Annotated in this window: 22 protein-coding genes; 7 read left to right on the plus strand and 15 right to left on the minus strand. The window is 64.9% G+C overall.

Going from position 1 to position 20,575, the window contains the following annotated elements:
* Positions 1-103: 103 nt before the first annotated feature.
* The 3 genes from fliD to ABIC76_RS06415 are packed head-to-tail and all read left to right on the plus strand — an operon-like array spanning position 104 to position 3,065.
* Positions 104-2,152, plus strand: a complete 2,049-nt coding sequence (gene fliD, locus ABIC76_RS06405; RefSeq protein WP_354533364.1) for a flagellar filament capping protein FliD — start codon at positions 104-106, stop codon at positions 2,150-2,152.
* Between the two features lie 60 nt (positions 2,153-2,212).
* Positions 2,213-2,650 (plus strand): flagellar export chaperone FliS, encoded by a 438-nt coding sequence (gene fliS / locus ABIC76_RS06410; RefSeq protein WP_102065405.1) that lies wholly within the window; start codon positions 2,213-2,215, stop codon positions 2,648-2,650.
* Between the two features lie 58 nt (positions 2,651-2,708).
* Complete coding sequence (locus tag ABIC76_RS06415) at positions 2,709-3,065, plus strand: flagellar protein FliT (protein ID WP_027679883.1); 357 nt, start codon at positions 2,709-2,711, stop codon at positions 3,063-3,065.
* On the opposite strand, the gene ABIC76_RS06420 is transcribed toward ABIC76_RS06415, so the two are convergent.
* The 15 genes from ABIC76_RS06420 to fliE (ABIC76_RS06490) all read right to left on the minus strand — a co-directional run bounded on the left by ABIC76_RS06420 (position 3,059) and on the right by fliE (ABIC76_RS06490) (position 15,176).
* Entirely contained in the window at positions 3,059-4,141 is a 1,083-nt protein-coding gene (locus ABIC76_RS06420; protein WP_354533365.1) for a glycosyltransferase family 2 protein, read from the minus strand. The two genes, ABIC76_RS06415 and ABIC76_RS06420, sit on opposite strands and share 7 nt — an antisense overlap.
* On the minus strand, positions 4,138-4,581 hold the full coding sequence (locus tag ABIC76_RS06425; RefSeq protein ID WP_027679885.1) for a MarR family winged helix-turn-helix transcriptional regulator: 444 nt from the start codon (positions 4,579-4,581) through the stop codon (positions 4,138-4,140). Before ABIC76_RS06425 ends, ABIC76_RS06420 begins: the two co-directional genes overlap by 4 nt.
* Positions 4,582-4,646: 65 nt before the next feature.
* Positions 4,647-5,069 carry an organic hydroperoxide resistance protein gene (locus ABIC76_RS06430; RefSeq protein WP_027679886.1) on the minus strand — a complete coding sequence of 141 codons (423 nt, stop codon included), beginning with the start codon at positions 5,067-5,069 and terminating at the stop codon, positions 4,647-4,649.
* A gap of 154 nt (positions 5,070-5,223) precedes the next feature.
* Positions 5,224-5,550, minus strand: coding sequence for a flagellar hook-basal body complex protein FliE (gene fliE / locus ABIC76_RS06435; protein ID WP_354533366.1), 327 nt, complete (start codon positions 5,548-5,550; stop codon positions 5,224-5,226).
* Between the two features lie 18 nt (positions 5,551-5,568).
* Complete coding sequence (locus tag ABIC76_RS06440) at positions 5,569-6,843, minus strand: glycosyltransferase family 2 protein (RefSeq protein ID WP_354533367.1); 1,275 nt, start codon at positions 6,841-6,843, stop codon at positions 5,569-5,571.
* The gene (locus ABIC76_RS06445; RefSeq protein ID WP_102065402.1) at positions 6,840-7,553 is read right to left on the minus strand and encodes a WbqC family protein; all 714 of its coding nucleotides are present in this window, start codon (positions 7,551-7,553) and stop codon (positions 6,840-6,842) included. The genes ABIC76_RS06440 and ABIC76_RS06445 overlap by 4 nt, the downstream gene beginning before the upstream one ends.
* Complete coding sequence (locus ABIC76_RS06450; protein ID WP_354533368.1) at positions 7,550-8,065, minus strand: GNAT family N-acetyltransferase; 516 nt, start codon at positions 8,063-8,065, stop codon at positions 7,550-7,552. The genes ABIC76_RS06445 and ABIC76_RS06450 overlap by 4 nt, the downstream gene beginning before the upstream one ends.
* The gene (locus ABIC76_RS06455) at positions 8,062-9,249 is read right to left on the minus strand and encodes a class I SAM-dependent methyltransferase (RefSeq protein ID WP_354533369.1); all 1,188 of its coding nucleotides are present in this window, start codon (positions 9,247-9,249) and stop codon (positions 8,062-8,064) included. Before ABIC76_RS06455 ends, ABIC76_RS06450 begins: the two co-directional genes overlap by 4 nt.
* A gap of 2 nt (positions 9,250-9,251) precedes the next feature.
* Positions 9,252-10,094: a phytanoyl-CoA dioxygenase family protein gene (locus ABIC76_RS06460; RefSeq protein ID WP_102065399.1), complete on the minus strand. Its 843-nt coding sequence runs from the start codon at positions 10,092-10,094 to the stop codon at positions 9,252-9,254.
* A complete protein-coding gene (locus tag ABIC76_RS06465) occupies positions 10,079-11,230 on the minus strand; it encodes a DegT/DnrJ/EryC1/StrS family aminotransferase (protein WP_354533370.1) in 1,152 nt (383 codons plus the stop codon). Before ABIC76_RS06465 ends, ABIC76_RS06460 begins: the two co-directional genes overlap by 16 nt.
* Positions 11,227-11,820, minus strand: a complete 594-nt coding sequence (rfbC, locus tag ABIC76_RS06470; protein WP_354533371.1) for a dTDP-4-dehydrorhamnose 3,5-epimerase — start codon at positions 11,818-11,820, stop codon at positions 11,227-11,229. Before rfbC ends, ABIC76_RS06465 begins: the two co-directional genes overlap by 4 nt.
* Positions 11,817-12,944 carry a CDP-glucose 4,6-dehydratase gene (rfbG, locus tag ABIC76_RS06475; protein ID WP_502947840.1) on the minus strand — a complete coding sequence of 376 codons (1,128 nt, stop codon included), beginning with the start codon at positions 12,942-12,944 and terminating at the stop codon, positions 11,817-11,819. Before rfbG ends, rfbC begins: the two co-directional genes overlap by 4 nt.
* The gene (gene rfbF / locus ABIC76_RS06480) at positions 12,908-13,681 is read right to left on the minus strand and encodes a glucose-1-phosphate cytidylyltransferase (RefSeq protein WP_027679896.1); all 774 of its coding nucleotides are present in this window, start codon (positions 13,679-13,681) and stop codon (positions 12,908-12,910) included. Before rfbF ends, rfbG begins: the two co-directional genes overlap by 37 nt.
* A 10-nt stretch (positions 13,682-13,691) precedes the next feature.
* Entirely contained in the window at positions 13,692-14,801 is a 1,110-nt protein-coding gene (locus ABIC76_RS06485; RefSeq protein WP_102065395.1) for a glycosyltransferase family 2 protein, read from the minus strand.
* A 36-nt stretch (positions 14,802-14,837) separates the two neighbouring features.
* Positions 14,838-15,176 carry a flagellar hook-basal body complex protein FliE gene (gene fliE, locus ABIC76_RS06490; RefSeq protein ID WP_260803294.1) on the minus strand — a complete coding sequence of 113 codons (339 nt, stop codon included), beginning with the start codon at positions 15,174-15,176 and terminating at the stop codon, positions 14,838-14,840.
* 281 nt (positions 15,177-15,457) lie between these two features.
* Between fliE (ABIC76_RS06490) and fliF the strand changes: the two genes are divergently transcribed.
* The 4 genes from fliF to fliI are packed head-to-tail and all read left to right on the plus strand — an operon-like array spanning position 15,458 to position 20,481.
* Complete coding sequence (gene fliF, locus ABIC76_RS06495) at positions 15,458-17,293, plus strand: flagellar basal-body MS-ring/collar protein FliF (RefSeq protein ID WP_354533373.1); 1,836 nt, start codon at positions 15,458-15,460, stop codon at positions 17,291-17,293.
* Positions 17,290-18,282: a flagellar motor switch protein FliG gene (fliG, locus tag ABIC76_RS06500; RefSeq protein WP_027679900.1), complete on the plus strand. Its 993-nt coding sequence runs from the start codon at positions 17,290-17,292 to the stop codon at positions 18,280-18,282. The genes fliF and fliG overlap by 4 nt, the downstream gene beginning before the upstream one ends.
* Positions 18,283-18,317: 35 nt before the next feature.
* Entirely contained in the window at positions 18,318-19,055 is a 738-nt protein-coding gene (fliH, locus tag ABIC76_RS06505; protein WP_102065393.1) for a flagellar assembly protein FliH, read from the plus strand.
* Positions 19,045-20,481, plus strand: coding sequence for a flagellar protein export ATPase FliI (gene fliI / locus ABIC76_RS06510; RefSeq protein WP_102065392.1), 1,437 nt, complete (start codon positions 19,045-19,047; stop codon positions 20,479-20,481). The genes fliH and fliI overlap by 11 nt, the downstream gene beginning before the upstream one ends.
* Positions 20,482-20,575: the final 94 nt, after the last annotated feature.

A 20,575-nucleotide genomic window follows, 5' to 3' on the forward strand; every position in this document is an offset into this window, starting at 1 on the left:
CTTTTTCGTGGGTGGCGCCTGCATAACCTGCCCTAAAGAACCGGCAGCCCGTGCCGTTGTGTAGAGAGACTTCCGCCGGCGCAGATGCTTATCGGACCCGATCATGGCGACTACCACTACCACCTCCTCAACCAGCAACTACGTTCCGCCGATCTCCATTCCCGGTATCGGGACGAGCATCGACGTCAATTCGCTGGTGACCAGCCTCATGAAGGTGGAAAGCCAGCCGCTGACGCAGCTGCAGACGCAGCAAAGCTCGTACCAGACGCAGTTGTCGGCCGTAGGCTCGCTCAAGAGTGCGCTGTCGACCTTCCAGACTGCGCTGTCGAGCCTGACCAGCGCATCGAACTACAGCGCCATGAAGGCCAGCGGCTACGACACCTCGATGCTGAGTGCGTCGGTGACGGGCTCGGCGCCTGCCGGTTCCTACGCCGTCAATGTCACGCAGCTTGCGCAATCGCAGGTGCTGGCGGCGCAGGGGCAGACGTCCACCACGACCGCCATCGGCAGCGGCGCATCGACCACGATTTCGTTCTCGTTCGGCGCGGTGTCGGGCGGCTCGCTTTCGGGCGGCAAGTACACCGGTTCGACGTTCACGCAGAACGGCAACCTCGCGGGCGGCTCGATCACGATCGATTCGTCCAACAACACGTTGGCCGGCATCCGTGATGCGATCAATTCGGCCAACCTGGGTGTCTCGGCCAGCATCGTCAATGACGGCAGCGGCAATCCGTACCGTCTGGTGCTGACATCCACCGCGGGCGGTTCCAGCTCGGAGATGAAGATTTCGGTGTCGGGCGACGCGACGCTGCAATCGCTGCTCTCGCAAGACCCGGCCGGCACGCAGAACATGACCGAGGTGACCACGGGCCAGAATGCCCTGGCCACCATCAACGGCATTGCCGTGCAAAGCCCGACCAACACGTTGTCGAACGTAGTGGATGGCACGTCGTTCACGCTGTCCAAGACAGGCAGCACCAACGTGACGGTGGCCAACGACCCGACCGCCACCACCACCGCCGTCACGAACTTCGTGAACGGTTACAACGCGCTGCGCACGCAACTGAATTCGCTTACCAAGATCGACACCGCCAACAGCGCCAACAATGGCCCGCTGGCTGGCGATGTGAGTACCAAGACGCTGATCAACCAGATTACCGACGTGCTGGGCCAGGCGGTCGGCAACGGCAACTACCAGTCGCTGGGCAGCGTCGGCGTGACGATGAATTCCGACGGCACGCTGTCGGTGGACAACACCAAGCTGTCGGCAGCGGTTGCAAAGTCGCCCAGCCAGGTGGCGGGCTTGTTTGCCGGCACCGGCACGGCCACTGATTCGCTTGTCAGCGTGCCGACGTTCTCGGATTCCACGCAGGCCGGCAGCTACGCCGTCAACGTGACACAGCTGGCCACGCAGGGCACGCTCACGGGTTCGGCGGCCGCCAACACGACCATTACGGCGGGTGTGAACGACACGCTCGCCTTCAACATCAGCGGGATGTCCGTCAACGTGACGTTGGCGGCCGGCAGCTACACCGCGACGACGCTGGCTGCGCAAATTCAAAGCCAGATCAACGCATCGACCACGCTGCAGAACGCCAAGGTGACCGCCTCGGTGTCGGCCAATGCCAGCGGTGTGCTGAGCATTACCGACAGCCAGTTCGGCTCGGTGTCGGCGGTCTCGGTATCGGGTGCGGGCGCTTCGTCGCTCTTCGGCGCGAGCCCCACCGCCGCCAACGGTGTGGATGTGCAGGGCACCATCAACGGCGTGGCCGCGACCGGTTCGGGGCAGAACCTGTATGGGATCGCCGGTTCCGCCACCGACGGCTTGAGCGTGCAAATTGCCGGCGGCCCGCTCGGCGCCCGCGGCACGGTCACGGTACAGCGCGGTTACGCCGCCCAGCTCAACACGGTGATGACCAACCTGCTGTCGTCCAGCGGCATGGTGCAGAACGAGACCGACGCGATCAACAGTTCGCTCACCTCGCTTGCCAGCCAGATCACCGCCATGCAGACGCGCCTGGACAACAAGCAGGCGCTGTACTACACGCAGTTCAACGCGCTGTCCGCGGCGGTGGCCAGCATGACGAACACCAGCAATTACCTGACGACGCAGCTCGCGGCCATTGCGAAGCAGACGTCGAGCAACAACTAAGCCGGGTTTAGGTTTAGAGCACAACCCATAACAAAACAGACTACAGCGAGGACCTTTTCCATGTACGCTGCACGCCGTGCCATCGGTGCCTATGCGCAAGTCGGCATCGAGACGTCCGTGGTTGACGCCAATCCGCACCGCCTGATCGCCATGCTGTTTGAAGGCGCGCGCGCCGCCATCAATCTGGCAAGCGCCGCCATCCAGCGCGGCGACGTGCTGGCGAAGGTGAAGGCTTTCGACAAGGCCATCTCGATCATCGGCCAGGGCCTGCAGGCCAGCCTCGATCACCAGCGCGGCGGCGACATCGCCGTGCAACTGAACACGCTGTACGACTACATGCTGCGCCGCCTGCTGGTGGCCAACGGCAACAACGATCTGACGATCCTCGCCGAGGTGGATGCCTTGCTGGTCCCGCTGCAGGATGCGTGGCTTGCCATCGGCCAGACCGGCCAACCGGCTGCCGCCGTGGCAAACAGCCACCTGAGCGTTGTGAGCTGATTGCCGGTCGTTTGTAGTCAGGCGACCTTTGACTGAATTCGGCCCAACTGGAGCCACTATGCACCGCAACATCCCGATCAAGGACAGCGAAAGTCTGTTCACCTGCTACGAAGCCATTGCGCGCCTGACCGCTGAAATGGTCAGCGCGGCCGAAGTGGGTAACTGGGAAGTCGTCAGTACGCTGGAACGCGAGAGTGCCGCCTATGTGGATGCGCTGCGCCGTTCCGAGCCGCATCCGCAGCTCTCGCGTGCCGACGTGGAGCGCAAGCGCACGCTGCTCGTGCGCATTCTGGAAGATGACGCACGCGTGCGCGCCATGGTGTATCCGCGCCTGGACCGCCTGCAGAAGCGCATCGACACGGCGCGCCGCGCCACCACCGCAAGCAACGCTTACGGCAGCATGGCGCGTTATTGAGGCGACGCGTCTTGCAGCTGTTTTGACAGCGTCAGATAGTGCTCGGACTTGCGTGCGAGCGCTTGGCTCTGCATCTGGTACACGATCGCCAGTTGCTGCGCAGCGAGAAAGCTGCCCCGGCCGATGACGCTGCCGTCCATCTCCGGCTGATCGCCGATCTCCAGGCAGCGGTTGAAGACCTGTTCTGCCAACGGTAGCCACCGCACGCCTGCCTCGTCAGGGTGCTTGGCCGCCGCATCCAGCAAGACCAATCCCAGCGCAAAGCACAGATCCGGAAAGTCCGGCCACGTCTGGATGGCGACGTCGCCTTGCGCAAGTGCCTCGTCAACGCGGTCGGCCTTGCCCAGGCTGTACACATAACGCAGTGCCAGGTTGCGGCGGTACGGCGCATCTGCCGGCGCCAGGCTGAAGGCGCGCGCGTAGTACGTCACGGCCTTTGCGTAGTCTTCGTGATGCAGCTCGGTTTCCTTGCCGAGCTGATACAGCACATACGGATCGTCCGGCCGATGCGCGAGTTCATCGAGCAGCAGCTGCGTATTGCGCTCGCCTTTCTTCTGCATCTTGGCCGCGGTATAGCCGTCGTGGCGCACCACGACCGGCACCCGCGTTGAGGGCAAGGAGGACACCGGCTGCTCATGGATGCGCCCCGTGTAGTGCACGCCACGCGGCAGCAGCCGCGGAATCCACGCAATCAGCTGGCTGGCGGATTCAGTTGCATCGGTATCGTTCTTGACGCACACCACCCCGACGGACGGCTCTGCGCCGCCGACCGTGCGCAGGTGCTCGCCGCCGCTTTCCAGCCATTCGTCTGCGTCCAGGATGAGGTTCCAGTCGGCATTGGCCGCCTGCAGCGCCGTGTTGCGCGCGGCGGAGAAGTCGTTCGTCCACGCCATGTGGCTGACAAGTGCGCCGCACGACTGCGCAATGGCGACGGTGTCGTCAGTCGACCCCGTATCCAGCACCACCATGCGATCGACAAACGGCTTGGCGCTGAGCAGGCAGCGCGCAATGCTGGCGGCTTCATTGCGGGCGATGACAACCAGCGCCAGGTCGGCGGAAGCGGACGGTGCGTTCATTCGCGGTCGTCCGCTGTGGCCAATGCGTCGAGCAGCTTGCGCAGCACGTTGCGCGTGGCGCCGATCTCATCCAATTCCAGCGGAATCTTGCAGGCCAGGGCTTCGGGCACCTTGGCGGCACGTTCGCGAAGGGCGCGGCCGGCTTCCGTCAACTCGATGACGACGCGGCGCTGGTCATCGGGATCGCGCGTGCGGGTGACGAGGCCTTGCTCTTCGAGCCGCTTGAGCAGCGGTGTAAGGGTGCCCGTATCGAGGTAAAGCGTGCGGCCGAGGTCACCCACTGCGCAGGGCGCCTGCTGCCAGCACGCCAGCATCACCAGGTACTGGGGATAGGTCAGGCCCAGTTCATCGAGCAGCGGGCGGTAGAGGCGCGTCAGCAAGTGGCCGGCGGCATACAAAGGAAAGCAGAGCTGCTGATCGAGCGCCAGCACGTCGTTCACGGAAAACTCCCGGGGGGAACGGTCTGGCGCCCGAGCGGCGAGTGCCGCATCGGCCCGGAAAGGGCTCAGCGCGTGACCGTGTTCAATTGGACGTCAATATTGCCACGGACGGCATGCGAATAGGGGCATACGCCATGCGCGGCCGCCACAAGCGCTTCAGCCGTCGCCTGATCGACGCCGCCCAGGGTGGCCGACAGCGACACCGTCAACGCAAAGCCGCCGTCTTCGCGCGGGCCGATGCCGACCGTGGCCGTGACCGAGGTCGAGGCCAGCTTGATCTGCTTGGCACGTGCTACATGCAGCACTGCATTTTCGAAGCAGGCGGCATAACCGGCGGCAAACAGTTGCTCAGGATTGGTGGCCGCACCGCCTGCGCCGCCAAGCTCGCGCGGCAGCGAGAGGGGCAGGTCGAGCGTGCCGTCGGCGCTGCGAACATGGCCGGCGCGGCCGCCCTCAGCGGTGACTTGGGTCTGGTAAAGCGTCTTCATGGTCGGGTCCTCTTGTTGGGAAACCCGGTCGGCGACATGTCGGCCGGGAGATCGATCCAGAAATCGATGATGCAATTATATTGCGTGCAATATAAATAACAAGAGTGAGCGTAAGCCCTCCTCCGTGATGGGAAAAGGGCGGGGGAGCGTGATGTCAGATCGACATGCTCATGATGCTTTGGTACGCCGAGACCAGCTTGTTGCGCACCTGCACGGCCGTCTGCATGTCGATGTTGGCCTTCTGCAGCGAGAGCATGACGTCGTGCAGGTCGACGTCGTTATTGCCCATTTCAAAGCTGCGCGAGATGGATTCGGCCTTCTGTTGTGAAGCGTCGACGCGGTCCAGCGACGACTTGAGCACGGAGCCGAAGTCGACGCCGGGTTTGCCGGTTTCGCCGCTGGCGGTGCTGCCGCCGACAGTGGACGGCGCCAGCACGCTGTTCATCAGCGAGACCACGGAATGGGCGTTGGAGAGATCCATGTGGGTGTGACCAGTGACTCAGGGAAATTTGGCGAGCGTTTCGAGTTCCGACACGAAACGGACTTCGCGGCCGGCCGGCACCGCAATGTCCATCGGGATCGGCGTGACGACGATGGTGTGATGCGGAATGGCGTCATCGTCGTCGAGCACCAGAAACGAGGTGTCGGCAAAGCCGTGCGCGTGGTGGAAGACCTGCAGCGGTGCGCGGCGCAAGGTGGCGTACTTCGGCGGCTCGGGCTTGAACGGATCGAGCTTGGTCACGTATTCGAACGCGGCATTGACGCGGTACAGGTCATACGGCGCCGGCAGATCGGACACTTCGCCCAGCGCGCGGACGCGGTTGGCGATGTAGTAGTTGTCGATCCAGTGGCCGCCTTCATGCGTGCGCAGGCGCAGCGCCACCTTCATGCGTGCCAGCACGAATTGGTTGATGGCGTTCAGCCATTCGGGGCGCTCGGCCGCCGGCAGCGTGTGCGAGAACTTGCCGAACAGGTATTCCAGCCCGCCGCGATAGCGGTCCCACGCGTGTTTCACTTCTTCGTTGCCGGCCTGTGCGCGGGTCTCGTCGGCAAAGTAGCGCGAGACCGAGCGATAGAACGGCGTCTTGCTGAAGTACACCGCGCTGGAGCCGAGCATCTCCGCCGCATGCACAAAGGCGTAGAACGCGGGCTCGGGCGCGCTGAAGTAGATGCGGTCCATCACCTCGCGGCGCGCCAGGTAGATCTCCGGAAAGAGGTGGTGCGACAACACCAGTGCCAGCAGCTTGGCGTAGTCGTGCTGCTCGATCAGGTAGTTGTCGTCCTGGCGATAGAACATGGTGACGTCCTGCCGCGTCGGCAGGTCGTGGATGAACCACGGCGCAAAGATGACATCCACGCCCGGGTTGCGCTCGAAGATGTCGATGTTGTTGTTGATCTCGGCCAGGATCGGCAGGTCGTCGTCGGCGTGATAGAGCACGTACTTGCCCTGCGCGCTGCGATAGAGCTGGTTCAGGTTTTCTGCCGAGCCGAGGTTCGACGGGCGGCGGAAATACCGGATGTTCAGCTTGTCCTGGTAGCGGCCCACGACCTCTTCGGTGGCATCGGTCGAGCAGTTGTCGCCGATCAGCAGTTCGTAGCTGAACTTCAGTTCGCCGATCTGCGAGACGAGTTCTGCAAGCAGATTCTCGAGATAGCGGGCGCGGTTGTAGGTCGGGATGCAGACGCTCAGCGCAACCTGCTGGAGGGCCTCCGCCTGCTTCACGGGCGCCACGTCTTGCGGCGCTTCGGGTTGGATTGCTTCGATTTCACTCATTGGATGAACTCGCGCCAGTGGAGGGTCTGAGGGCACATGTACTGCTTGCCGGCCGGGCCATGATTGGCAATCAGGTCCAGGCTGCTGACAAAGGGGGTGAACGCGCCATGCAATTGCGGATACGGCCGCATGGCGTAATTCATGTATTCGACGGCAACGCCTTGCTGCTCGAACTCGGCGTGGGCCAGGTAGTTCTTGGCACCGTGTCCGGTGATGTAAGTGTCGCCTTGCAGCTTCTTCACGATGGCGAGCACGCGGTCGGTGTTGCGCCCGGGAATGTCCAGCTCCGGCGCGTCGACAAACTTGCGGTCCAGCTCGATGCCCAGGTAACGGCACACCGCGCGCATGGACGCCAGTGCCAGCGCACCCATGTTGGTGTAGTCGGCTTCGTACACGGAGCGCACGAGCGCCAGCATGTCGCTTGCATGCGGCGCGGCCTCGTAGGCCTGCTCCAGCATGCGCAGATGCTGCGCTCGCCAGTCGACGTTGGTGGCGGGTTTGACTTCGTCGATGCGCGCACCGAGGTGGAACTTCTCCAGCGGCACCGTCATCCAGCGCGTGCCGGCCGGCTCCTTGATCTGCACGCGGTTGGTGAAGCTGCCCTTGGAGAACTGCACGTCAGCGTAATTGACGAGCACGTCGGCCAGCATGATCTGCTCGAGCAGACCGACCCACGGGAACAGCATCGGTTGTGTGATCACGACCTTCATGACGCCAGCATCCGTTCCATGAGGACAACGTCGTGCCAGCGGTTGTCTTGCAGGTAGTGGCCCGCCAACGTGCCGACGGTGCGGAAGTCGAGCTTCTCGTACAGCGCGATGGCGCGGGTGTTTTCAGCCAGCACTTCCAGCGTGATCTTGCGCAGGCACAGCGTTTCGCTGGCGTAGGCAAACGCGGCTTCGCATGCGGCCCGCCCATGGCCCTTGCCTTGCGCGGACGACGCCAGGCAAATGCCAAGCGAAGCGTGTCGGTTGACCGCATCGATGTGGTTCAGCTGCAGGTAGCCCAGCACGCTGTCATCTGCCTGGCTGGCAATGACGAAGAGCACCAGGTCGCTCTGCTTCGATTTCGCGATCAGCCAGTCGCGCACACTCGCGGCGGAGTTCGGCCGCGGGCGCGTCATCAGCTGCAACTGCGTCGGCACATCGTTGCGCAGCGGCAGCAGTTGAGGGATGTCGCTCTCGCGCCATTCCCGAAGGACGAGGGAGCCGCGCGCGATCATGGCTGGAAGCGGAAATAGCGGAAGCGATTCGGATACGCGGCTTCCACGGTGTGCCGCACTTCATCGGCAATGACCGGATTCACGGCCAGGTACACCACTTCAACTTCGTCCGGAATGCTGTCCAGCGCCACCACCGGTTTGCCCGCCAGGGAGGACCCTTGCAGGTACGGGTTCTGATCGACAAACGCGCGCAGGGCATGCGGCTGTTGCAGGTTGCTTGCCGTGTAGGCGCCATAGAAACCCGCGCCGTAAATGACGGCGGGGGCGCTGCCGTGCTGCGTTTCAAAGTCCGTCAGATGGCTGGAGGCCTGTTGCCAGAAGTGGGCAAGCTTGCGAGCGGCGCTTTGCGTGTCGGCCAATGCTTGCGCATCGAGCACCGGCGCGACTTTGCTGTCGCCAGGACGGCGCATGGCGGTCACGACGAAGGCGCCACGGTGGCTCTGCGCATCGGCTTCGAGCAAGTCAAACCCGTGGTTGGCCAGCAGCGTCTGCAGCGACGTGTGCGTGAAGTGGTTGACGTGATCCGCCACCAGAAAATCCACCGAGTTGGTGAACGTGTTCGGGACGATCGCGTACAGCACGCCGCCATCGCGCAGCAGCCCGTGAATGTTGCGCAGCGCCGTCGTCAGGTCGGGGATGTGTTCGAGCGAGAAGAACGAGCTGACGACATCGAACGAACGCTGCCATGCCGGCGGGATCGTGTACGTCGCCCATTGTCCGGGGCTCAGGAATTTTTCCCAGAAGCCGACGTAGCGGTCGCTGATGTCGAACAGATGGACGTTCACGTCGGGGCGCTGTTGCTTGAGCAGGCGCATGGTGGCGCTCTTTGCGCAGCCGAAGTCGACTACGCGCGCGCCCTCATGCAACGCGCCTTGCAAGGCCAGCTTGCGCTGGAACGTGGCGACCTGATGGTCGGCGCGGAAGATCTTCTGGCCGTTCTCCACCGCGTAGATCTGATCTTCTTCCTCGCTGTTGACGAGGATGTCGTACTCGGTGTCGTAGAAGCTGCCGTTGTCGCACAGCTCGGCGGTCTGGATGTGGCCGCACGCGGCGCAGCAGAACACTTCCAGCGTGCCGTCCATGGCACGACGCAGCGAAGACAGCGAACTTTGCGGCGCGGCGCGGTAAATCGGTTCCGCCAGCGGCTGTTGGCAGACGTTGCAGGGCAGTGCACCTTGGGTCATGGTCAGGCTTCCACGGAGAGTTCGGGGTGGACGGTACGGAAGTCGACGCCGTTGGCGTACGAACCCTTCCAACCGTGCGAGCGCCCGGTCGGCTCGCAGAAATTGAAGTAGCGGAACTGCATCGACCAGCGCGAACGCTGGCTCGTGTTGTGTCCCGAGGCGTGCAGCACCAGAAAGTCGACCATCACCAGGTCACCCGGCTTGGTGAGCGGTTGCACGTGCGGATAGCGCGCCAGGTAGCTGGCCTCGTCCTTGATCAGCAATGCGTAGGCGCCTTGCTTGCCGGCGTTGTCCGGGTCGGCGCTGAAGACGGGCAACGGGCCTTCGACGTGCGAGCCGGGGCAGAACTCCACCGGTCCGATCTCGGGCGTGATTTCGACGAGCGGGCTCCAGAACACCACGCCGTCCAGGCTGCGCAACTGGGCCGGATATTCCTGATGCCAGTTGGCGCGAAATTTCTCTTCACGCGGGTTGTCGATGCGGATGCCGGAGCCGGCGTGCGCAATGCCCGGCAGCGCGCCAGGGCGCACGCTGCGAACGAGCTGCTCATGGCGCTCGTCGCCCAGCAGGCGGACAAACGCGGGGATCTGCTTGACGGCGTCATACACCTCGGCGCCGTATTTGCGATTGGCCTTGATGACCGCCTGATACCCGTCGTCGAACCGTTCCGGCGCAAACGGTGCGCGCTCGATGTCGAGACGGTATTTGTCGATCACCAGACCGATGATGTCGTAGATGGCGCGCTGGATCGGCTCGACCTGCGACGGCGCATAGAAGTCGCGCAGGATCAGCAGGCCGTCGCGCTGGAAGGTCTCGATCTGGTCGGGGCTCAGGATGCCAGGCATGTCAGCGTCTCCTGGCGGGCCTTCACGAGATCGAGCACCACGTTGCACACCGTCGCGATGTTCTCGCTCGACATGTCGTGATACGACGGCAGGTTGATGGCGCGCTCGGCAATCGCGTAGCTGTTGGGCGCGTTGCGGCGCGCGGTGGCCTCGGACGTGCCGAACAATTCCGTCTGGCTCAGCGGATAAAAGAACACGCGCGCGTCGATGCCGCGCCGCGAGAACGCGGCCAGCAGCCCGTCGCGCGTAATGCCCAGCGCTTCGTCGAACACGACGGTGGGCATCCAGTAGCTGTTGAGCGTGCCGGGGGCCTCGGGGTTGAGCGCAAGGCCGGCAACGCCGCCAAGGTGCGCCTGATACTCGGCAAAGATCTCGCGCTTGCGGGCAACCAGCGCGTCGATGCGCTCGAGCTGTGCGCAGCCGATGGCGGCCTGCACGTTGGAAATGCGGTACTTGAAGCCGATGAAATCCGACCAGAATTGCTTGCCGCCCGGCACGCGGCCATGGTTGTTCAGCGTCATCACGCGGTCGTACAGCGCGCGGTCGTTGGTGACGAACATGCCGCCTTCGCCCGTCGTCATGGTCTTGGTGCCATGGAACGAGAACGTGCCGAAGATGCCTTGCGAGCCGGTTGCGTGGCCGTGCCAGCGCGAGCCTACAGCCTCGGCTGCATCTTCGATGACGGGAATGCCGTGGCGCTTGCCGATGTCGAGCAGGCGGTCCATCTCGCACAGGTTGCCGTAGAGGTGCGTGGCGATGATCGCCTTCGTGCGCGGCGTGATGGCGGCTTCCACGAGCGCCGGGTCCAGGCACCACGTGTCCGGCAGGATGTCGACAAACACCGGCGTCGCGCCCACGTAAGTGATGGGAGATGCCGTGGCGATCCAGTTCGTGTCGGCCAGGATCACCTCGTCGCCGGCGCCGATGCCGAGCGCGGCCAGGCCCATGTGCATGGCACCGGTGCAGCTTGAGGTGGCAATGGCGTACTGCGTGCCGACAAATTCCGCAAACTGTTTTTCGAAGCGGTTGATGTAGGCGTAGCACTGGTCGCCCCAGCCGTTGCGTGCGGCGTCGGTGGCGTATTCGACTTCCAGCTCGGTGATGGACGGCTTGGAGTACAGAATTTTCTGGGTCATGGCTGTTCCTGCAGTTCAGGACTCTGGGCGCGCAACGTGATGCCCGCAAACGCGTCGGTCAGCGGCGGATGGTTGCGGTCCCGGTCGGAGCATTCGGTCATGTCGAGCGGCCAGGCGATGGCCAGGCGGCCGTCGGTCGGGTTGAGCCCGTCTTCAGCGGCTTGCGCGTACGGCGTCGAGGTCAGATACAGCAGCTCGCAATCGTCTTCCAGCGCCTGGAAGCCGTGGGCAAACCCGCGCGGCACCAGCAGACTGTTGTGGCGGTCGGCGGACAACTCCACCGCATGCCATTGCAGGAACGTCGGCGAGCCTGCGCGCAGGTCAACGGCCACGTCGAACACACGGCCGCGCACGCAACTCACCAGCTTGATCTCGGCATGCGGCGGGTACTGAAAATGCAGCCCGCGCACGGTGCCGCGCTTGGCGGAATACGAGTGATTGATTTGCGCGATCGGGCTGTCGAAGCCGGCGGCGGCCAGTTCGTCTGCGCAGAAGAAGCGCGTGAAGTAGCCGCGATGGTCACCGATCACCTTGCGGTTGATCTCGACCACGCCGGCCAGCGGCGTCGGTTGGATGGTGAAGCGGCTCATGCGGCGCTCCTGCGTGTGGCAGCAGATGCGGCGGCGGTGAAGCGGTCGATCTGCTGGTCGCACAGCGCGCGCGCATCCGCGCTTTTTTCATGCAGATGCCGATACCACGCGGCGGTCTGTTCCAGCGCAGTTTCGAACGGCCACGCTGTCTGCCAGCCTAGCTGCTGGCGTGCCCGGCTGGCGTCGAGATGCAGCATGCCGGCCTCGTGCTTGCCGGTGGCGGCATTGGCGTCCAGTTGCCAGATCAGTGCGGGCCAATGTTGCTGCAAGCCTCGCAAGACCTGTTCGACCGTGCGTGTGGCGGCGCTGTCCGGGCCGAAGTTCCAGGCGGTTGCGCACGCGGCGTCGCCGGCCAGCAGCCGTTGCGCGAGCACCAGGTACCCATGCAGGCAATCCAGGACGTGCTGCCACGGCCGCGTGGCGTGCGGTGAGCGGATCACCAGCGGCGTACCGGCACGCATCGCGCGCTCGGCATCGGGAATGAGGCGATCTTCCGACCAGTCGCCACCGCCGATGACATTGCCAGCGCGGCCGGTGGCCAGCAGCGGGCCGTTGGCGAAGAAGGCGCGCCGGTAGCTTGCGGCCACCAGTTCGGCGCAAGCCTTGGACGCGCTGTAAGGATCATGGCCGCCAAGTGCATCCGTCTCGCGGTAGCCCCAGGCCCATTCGCGGTTGTCGTAGCACTTGTCGGTGGTCGCCACCACGATGGCCGACAGGCCGGCGCATGCGCGCGCGGCTTCCAGCACATTCACGGTGCCCATGACGTTGGTGGCGTACGTGCCGACCGGGTCCTGGTACGACGCGCGCACCAGCGGTTGCGCGGCCAGGTGAAAGACGACGTCGGGTCGCGCCGCGGTCATCGCGGCACGCAGGCCATCCGCGTCACGGATATCGCCCAGCGTGTGGCCGGCCATGGCGGATTCCACCTCGGCCAGCGTAAAGAGATTCGGGCGCGTTTCGGGCGCCAGGCTGTAGCCGTAAACATCGGCGCCAAGCTGGCGCAACCACAGTGCCAGCCAGCTGCCCTTGAAGCCCGTATGACCGGTCAGGAAGACGCGCTTGCCAGCCCACGCACGCGGGTCGAGCGTCACCACTTTTTCCACGGTGCACTCCCTGCTTGCCATAGGGCTTCCAGACTGTTCTTGTCGCGCAGCGTGTCCATCGGCTGCCAGAAGCCGTGGTGCTCGAACGTGTTCAGTTCGCCCATCTCGGCCAAGCGCGCCATCGGTGCGCCCTCCCACGGCGTGTCTTCGCTCGCGATGTATTCAATGACCGACGGATTGAGCACGAAGAAGCCGCCGTTGATCCAGCTGCCGCCGTCGCCGGGCGGCTTTTCGGTAAAGCCGGTCACGCGTGCGCCGTCGCGCTGGAGCATGCCGTAGCGGCCCGGCGGCTGCACGGCCGTCACAGTGGCCATCTTGCCGTGTGCGCGGTGGAAGGCGATCTTGCTCGTGATGTCGATGTCCGACACGCCGTCGCCATAGGTGAAGCAGAACGGCTCGTTCGGGTCCAGATAGGCGGCCACGCGCTTCAGGCGGCCGCCGGTCTGCGATTGCTCGCCCGTGTCGACCAGCGTGATGCGCCACGGCTCGGCATGGCGCTCGTGCACGGTCACTTCGTTCTTCGACATGTCGAACGTCACGTCCGACATGTGCAGGAAGTAGTTGGCGAAGTACTCCTTGATGACGTAGCCCTTGTAACCGAGGCAGATGATGAAGTCGTTGATGCCGTGGGCGGCATAGATCTTCATGATGTGCCACAGGATCGGGCGCCCGCCAATCTCGATCATCGGCTTGGGCCGCAGGTGCGATTCTTCGCTGATGCGCGTGCCGAGGCCCCCGGCCAGGATGACTGTCTTCATGATTGCGTACTCATGCGGCGGCGACTGCGCTGCGTTCCTGCATCTGCCGCGCGAGGTCGGAATATTGGTTCGACTTGATGGCCAGCGTGTCGGCCAGGGCGCGGTAGGTCAGCGCCAGGTACTTTGCGGCGGCAAAGCTGCCGCGCCCGAATACGGCGGCGTCCAGCTTGGGCTGCTCGCCAATCTCCAGGCACTTCAGGAAGGCGTTTTCCGCCATCGGCAACCACTGTTTTTCGGCCTGGGCCGGGTGCTTGGCAGCGGCTTCAAACATGAGATGGCCAAGCAGGTAGAAGTAGTCCGGCGAGCCCGACCATTCGTCCATCCACTCGCCGGCCAGGGTGATGGCCTCGTCGAGTTGCCCGGTCTGGCTCAGGCACGCGAGCAGGCAGATACACAGGTCGTGCCGATAGGGCGACTGCTTGGGTGCCGTCGCCACGGCGCGGCGGTAATACTCAGCGGCCTGGGCGGCGTCGCCCTGGTTGATCTGGAAATCCTTGCCGAGCTGGTAGAGCACGTACGGATCGTCCGGACGCGCGGCCAGCTCGAGCTGGAGCAGGGTGTGGTTGCGCCCGCGCTTCTTCTCGAGCTTGACGTCCAGGTAGCCGTCGTGCCCGATCACCAGCGGCAGGCGAACGCGCTGCAGGTCGGCATCGGGCTGCTCGTGGATGCGGCCCTTGTAACGCACGCCGCGCGGCAGCAGGCGCGCAATCCAGCTGTTGGATTGCTCCACCTTGCCCGAGACTTCAAACCCGCTGCGGATGCACACCACGCCCAGCAATGGGCCGAAGGTGCAGGCGTCGCGCAGCTCGTCCGTACCGGCCTCGATCCATTCGTCGGCGTCCAGCACGAGGTTCCAGTCCGCATTGGCGGCGTCCAGCGCGGCGTTGCGGGCGGCCGAAAAGTCGTCCACCCACGTGAAATGGTGCACCTGGGCGCCGCACGCCTGCGCGATCGCCACGGTGTCGTCGGTCGAGCCGGTGTCCAGCACGATCATGCGATCGACGTGCGGCTTGGCGCTCATCAGGCAGCGCTCGATGCAGGCGGCCTCGTCGCGGGCGATGACGACCAACGCAAGACTGCCCCTGGCGGGCTTGGCGCGGTGTTTGGCGTGTTTGGACATGCGGCGCGAAGAAAAAATAGATCTATAGAAGTGACGTCAAATCGACATGCTCATGATGCTTTGGTACGCCGAGACAAACTTGTTGCGCACCTGCACCGCGGTCTGCATGTCGATGTTGGCCTTCTGCAGCGAGAGCATCACGTCATGCAGATCCACGTCGTTGTTGCCCATTTCGAAGCTGCGCGAGACGGATTCGGCCTTCTGCTGCGAAGCGTCGACGCGGTCCAGCGACGACTTGAGCACCGCGCCAAAGTCGACGCTGACCTTGGCGTCGTCGCCCGAACCGACGCCCGCGCCAATACCACCCACCGTCTTCGACGGCGCCAGCACGCTGTTCATCAGCGAGACCACCGAATTGGCGTTCGTAATATCCATGTGAAGTCAACTCCTCATTGCTCGTATTGCTTGCGGCGCCGCTGCTTGGCTGCCTGGGCCGGCTTTCCTGGGCGCTTTCCGCCCCGGCCGGCTGGTCGCTATGGCGCCACGGTGATGCAAAGGTAGCCGCCCGACCGTCGTTCCCAAGCGCCCAAAAGAACGGGAAAAGGCCCTCTTCTTGGCAATTTGCTTGCGCACCCGCTGCCGATAATGGCAACCACGGAGCCATGCCCAGACGTTGGGCGAGCGCTCAAGCAACGTAGTCAGTCAGGAGATTTGGGATGCCAACGACAGCCGATTCGGTTGCTGTCGCCGACACGCTCGGTACGGTGGATATGCCGGCGGTGGGCCAGGGCGCGATGACGCGCCAGAACGCGGGAGGTGCAGGTGCGCTGGGCGCCCTGGGCCCGCTCGGCCGTCTGTCGCCGCGCCTGCTGATGATGATCGGCGGGGCAGCGCTGGTGGCCGTCATTGCCGCCGCGATGCTGTGGAGCCGCGGTCCGGACTATCGCGTCCTGTACAGCAATGTGTCCGACAGCGACGGTGGGGCGATCATCGCCGCGCTGCAGCAAATGAACGTACCGTACCGCTTTGCCGAAGGCGGCACCGCCATCATGGTGCCCGAGACGAGCGTGCATGAAGCCCGCCTGAAACTGGCTTCGCAGGGCCTGCCCAAGGGCGGCCAGGCCGGCTTCGAGCTGATGGAGAACCAGAAGTTCGGTACCAGCCAGTTCACCGAGCAAGTCAATTACCAGCGCGCCCTGGAGGGCGAACTGGCCCGCACCATCCAGGCCATGCAGGAGGTGCAATCCGCCCGCGTGCATCTGGCGATGACCAAGCCGTCGGTATTCGTGCGCGAGCAGGCCAAGCCCAGCGCGTCGGTGCTGCTGAAGCTGTATCCGGGCCGCATGCTCGATCGCTCGCAGGTGCAGGCCATTGGCCACCTGGTGTCGAGCAGCGTGCCGAACCTGCCGCTGGCCAACGTGACGGTGGTCGACCAATCCGGCCGTCTGCTGTCGTCGTCGTTCCAGGACAACGCCTCGGGCCTTGACCCGACGCAGCTGAGCTACGTGCGCGACGTCGAGCAGGGCTATATCAAGCGCATCGAAGCCATCCTCGGCCCCGTGGTGGGCGAAGACAACGTGCGCGCGCAGGTGACGGCCGACGTCGATCTGGACAACACCGAGCAGATGGCCGAGACCTATCGTCCGAACCAGGACCCGGCCAACGCCGCCGTGCGCAGCACGCACACCGCTGAAGCCACGCAGAACAAGGCCGACGCCCAGGGCGGCGTGCCGGGCGCGCTGTCCAACCAGCCGCCGACCGCGCCGCGCATGCTGCCGACCGCACCGGCGCCGGCCTCGGCGTCGCAACCGGCCGCGACCGGCCCGAACGGCCAACCGCAGCAAGCGGCCGCTGCCAACACGAGCGGCACCGCAACCAACGGCAATTCGTCGAGCACCCGCGACACCACGACCAATTACGAAGTCGACAAGACCGTGCGCCGCACCCGCGCGGCAGTGGGCACCGTGCGCCGCCTGTCGGTGGCCGTGGTGGTCAACTACCGTGGCGACGGCAAGACCTGGAAGCCGTTGTCGGAAGCCGAGATGGTCAAGCTCAACGCATTGGTCAAGGATGCCGTGGGCTTCGACGCCAAGCGTGGCGACTCCGTGAACGTGGTCAACAGCCAGTTCTCGGGCACGCTGCCCACGCCCAAGGACGACCTGCCGCTGTGGAAGCAGCCGGAGATGATCCAGTACGGCATCCAGGGCGCCAAGTATCTGGCACTGACCATCGGCTTCCTGATCCTGGTGTTTGCGGTGATCCGGCCGGCGATCCGCTCGATGGGCAAGAAGGACGAACCGGCCACGCCCACCTTCGTGGGCCGCGAAGGCGAAGACCCGAACGCGCCGATCATCACCGGAGCCGCGGCTTCGGCCGGGCCGGAGCTGGAAGGCCCGGCGGCTGCCGGCGCGGAATCCGAAGAGCTGCCGGACGCGCTGCCGCAACTCAAGAACAACGACTTCGAGAAGAAGCTCGAGACCATGCGCCGCGTGGCGCAGAGCAACCCGCGCGCCGTCGCGGCCGTCATCAAACAATGGGTGAGTAACGAATGAGCGCCGAAGGACTCCAACGCAGCGCCATCCTCATGATGTCGCTGGGCGAAAGCGAAGCCGCCGAAGTGCTCAAGCACCTGGGCCCGCGCGAAGTGCAGAAGCTGGGCGCGACCATGGCCGCGCTGAAGAACGTCTCGCGCGAGCGTGTGCTCGATGCGTTTGACGCGTTCTTCGTTGAAGCCGAAGACTTGCCGCTGGACGTGGATTCAAACGAGTACATCCGCACCGTCTTCCGCAAGGCACTGGGCGACGACCGCGCCGCCAACATCATCGACCGCATCCTGTCGGGCGGTGACACCAGCGGCATCGAAGGCCTGAAGTGGATGGATGCATCGTCGGTGGCCGAACTGATCCGCAACGAACACCCGCAGATCATCGCCACGATCCTGGTCCACCTCGACCGCGATCAGGCTTCGGAAATCCTGACCTATTTCACCGAGCGCCTGCGCAACGACACCATCCTGCGTATCGCCACGCTCGACGGCATTCAGCCCAGCGCCCTGCGCGAGCTGAACGATGTGCTGACCAAGCTGCTGCAAGGCAACGACCACCGCAAGAAGAACGCGATGGGCGGCGTGCTCACGGCAGCGGAAATCCTCAACCTTGTGCCGAGCGCCGTGGAAAGCTCCGTCATCGAGGGCGTGCGTTCGCGCGATCCGGAACTGGCCGACGCCATCGTCGAGAAGATGTTCGTGTTCGACAACCTGATCGATCTGGACGGCCGTGCGCTGCAGACGCTGCTGCGCGAGATCAGCCAGGACGTTCTGGTGGTGGCGCTCAAGGGCGCCAAGCAGGAGTTCCGCGACAAGGTGTTCGCCAACATGTCGCAGCGTGCCGGCACGATGCTCAAGGAAGAGCTGGAAGTGCTCGGCCCCGTCAAGGTGTCGGAAGTCGAAGCGCAGCAGAAGGAAATCCTGGTTGTGGCGCGCCGCCTGGCCGACGAAGGCGAGATCACGATTGGCCGCAAGGCGGAGGACGCCTATGTCTGACCGTGCCGGCCGCTTTGCTGTGACGGGGCGCTGAGATGCCGCGTCCGCCGATCATCCCGCGCGACACGCTGGTCGAATACCAGGCGTGGGAGCCGACCGACTTCCGCCGGCAGGCCGCAGAGGCTGCGGCCGCCGCCGCGCCGCCGCCTCCGCCGCCCGAGCCTGAAGAACCGCCGATTTCCGAAGAGGAATGGCAGGCCGCGCTGGACGCGGAGCTTGCCAACGCCCGCGACGAAGGCCGCCGCGATGGTTTCGCGCAAGGCTTCCAGGATGGCTTTGAACAAGGCCGCCGCCAGGGCGAGGAAGATTCCAAACACATCGCCGCGCTCATGCAATCCGTGCGCGAGGCGATCGACCAACTGAACGGCAGCGTTGCCGAAGAGCTGGTCGATCTGGCGCTGCAACTGGCGCAGCAGTTTCTGCACGGCGCGCTGCATGCGCAGCCCGAGCGGATCCTGCCGATGGTTCGCGAAGTGCTGGGCGATGCGCCCACCGCCCCGGCGCCCGCCATGTTGCGCGTGCATGCCGATGACGCCGAGCTGATTCGCCAGACGCTGGGCACCGAGCTGGCCGCCGCCGGCTGGACGCTCATCGTCGACGCCGCCATCGAGCGCGGCGGCTGCCGCGTGCAGACCCGCTTTGGCGAAACCGATGCCACGCTGCAAACCCGCTGGGCCGAATTGACCCGCGCGCTGGGCCGCGACACCGCATGGCTTGCCAGCGAACGCTCGGAAGCCGAACGCGTTGCAGGAGGCGCACTCCATGTCGCCTGAGACCGTGCAGCCCGCCGCCAACAATCCCAACCTGCGCGTGTGGCAAGCCCACCTGCAGCAGACCGCGCAGCGTGCGCGTCTGGCGCGCCCGGTGGTGACGTGCGGCAAGCTCACGCGCGTGGCCGGCCTGGTCATGGAAGCCGTTGGCCTGAAGCTGCCGGTGGGCAGCGCGTGCCGCGTGGAACTCCCGCACGGCCGCCACGTGCTGGCCGAAGTGGTGGGCTTTGCCGAAGAGCGCGCCTTCCTGATGCCGCAAACGGATCTGGTGGGCGTGGTGCCCGGTGCGCGCGTGTTCCCGCTGGAGCCGCAACGCCTGCCCGTGTCGAGCGAAGACGGCGCCGACCCGACGATTTCGCACAGCAAGTTCCTGCCCGTGGGCCCGCGCCTGCTGGGCCGTGTGGTGGACGCCAACGGCGAGCCGCTCGACGGCAAGGGGCCGCTCGGCGCGCATGAAGATCTCGCCTGGGGCACGTTGAACCCGGCGCCGCTGAACCCGCTCAAGCGCAAGCCGATCGAGCATGTGCTCGACGTGGGCGTGCGCGCCATCAATGGCCTGCTGACTGTTGGCCAGGGCCAGCGGCTCGGCCTGTTCGCCGGCTCCGGCGTGGGCAAGAGCGTGCTGCTGGGCATGATGGCCCGCTACACGCAGGCCGACGTGGTGGTGGTCGGCCTGATCGGCGAGCGTGGCCGTGAAGTGAAGGAATTCATCGACGAGATTCTTGGCGACGAAGGCCTGGCACGTTCAGCCGTGGTGGCTGCGCCGGCCGACACCTCGCCGCTGATGCGCCTGCAGGGCGCCGCTTACGCCCACACGATTGCCGAATACTTCCGCGACCGCGGCTGCAACGTGCTGCTGATCGTCGATTCGCTCACGCGTTATGCGATGGCGCAACGCGAGATCGCCCTGGCCATCGGCGAGCCGCCGGCCACCAAGGGCTATCCGCCCTCGGCGTTTGCCAAGCTGCCCGCGCTGGTTGAGCGTGCCGGCAACGGCATGGTGGATGCCAACGGCCGCGGCGGCTCCATCACCGCGTTCTACACGGTGCTGGCCGAAGGCGATGACCAGCAGGACCCGATTGCCGATGCGGCGCGCGCCATTCTGGACGGCCACTTCGTGCTCTCGCGCAAGTTGGCGGAGCAGGGCCACTACCCGGCCATCGATATCGAACAGTCGATCAGCCGCGTGATGTCGGCCATCGTGCCGCGCGAGCAGCTCGACACGGCGCGCCGCTTCAAGCAGCTCTACGCCCGCTACCAGCGCAACCGCGACCTGATTGCCGTGGGCGCCTACGCGCGCGGCAGCGACCCGGTGACCGACCAGGCCATCGCGCGCTACCCCGACATGGAAGCGTTCCTGCAGCAGGGCATGTTCGAGAACGAAAGCCGCGAGCACACGCTGCAGAAGATGCAGGGGGTGCTGGCGTGATGTGCCCGCTTGACACTGTGAAGCCGCAAGCGTTGCGCAAGCCGAAGGCTAAAGCCGCCGGATTTGCGTCCGATGGGTTGATGTAACGGGAAGC

It is taken from the genome of Ralstonia sp. 1138, from assembly GCF_040544795.1.
In the GTDB taxonomy this organism is placed as follows: domain Bacteria; phylum Pseudomonadota; class Gammaproteobacteria; order Burkholderiales; family Burkholderiaceae; genus Ralstonia; species Ralstonia flatus.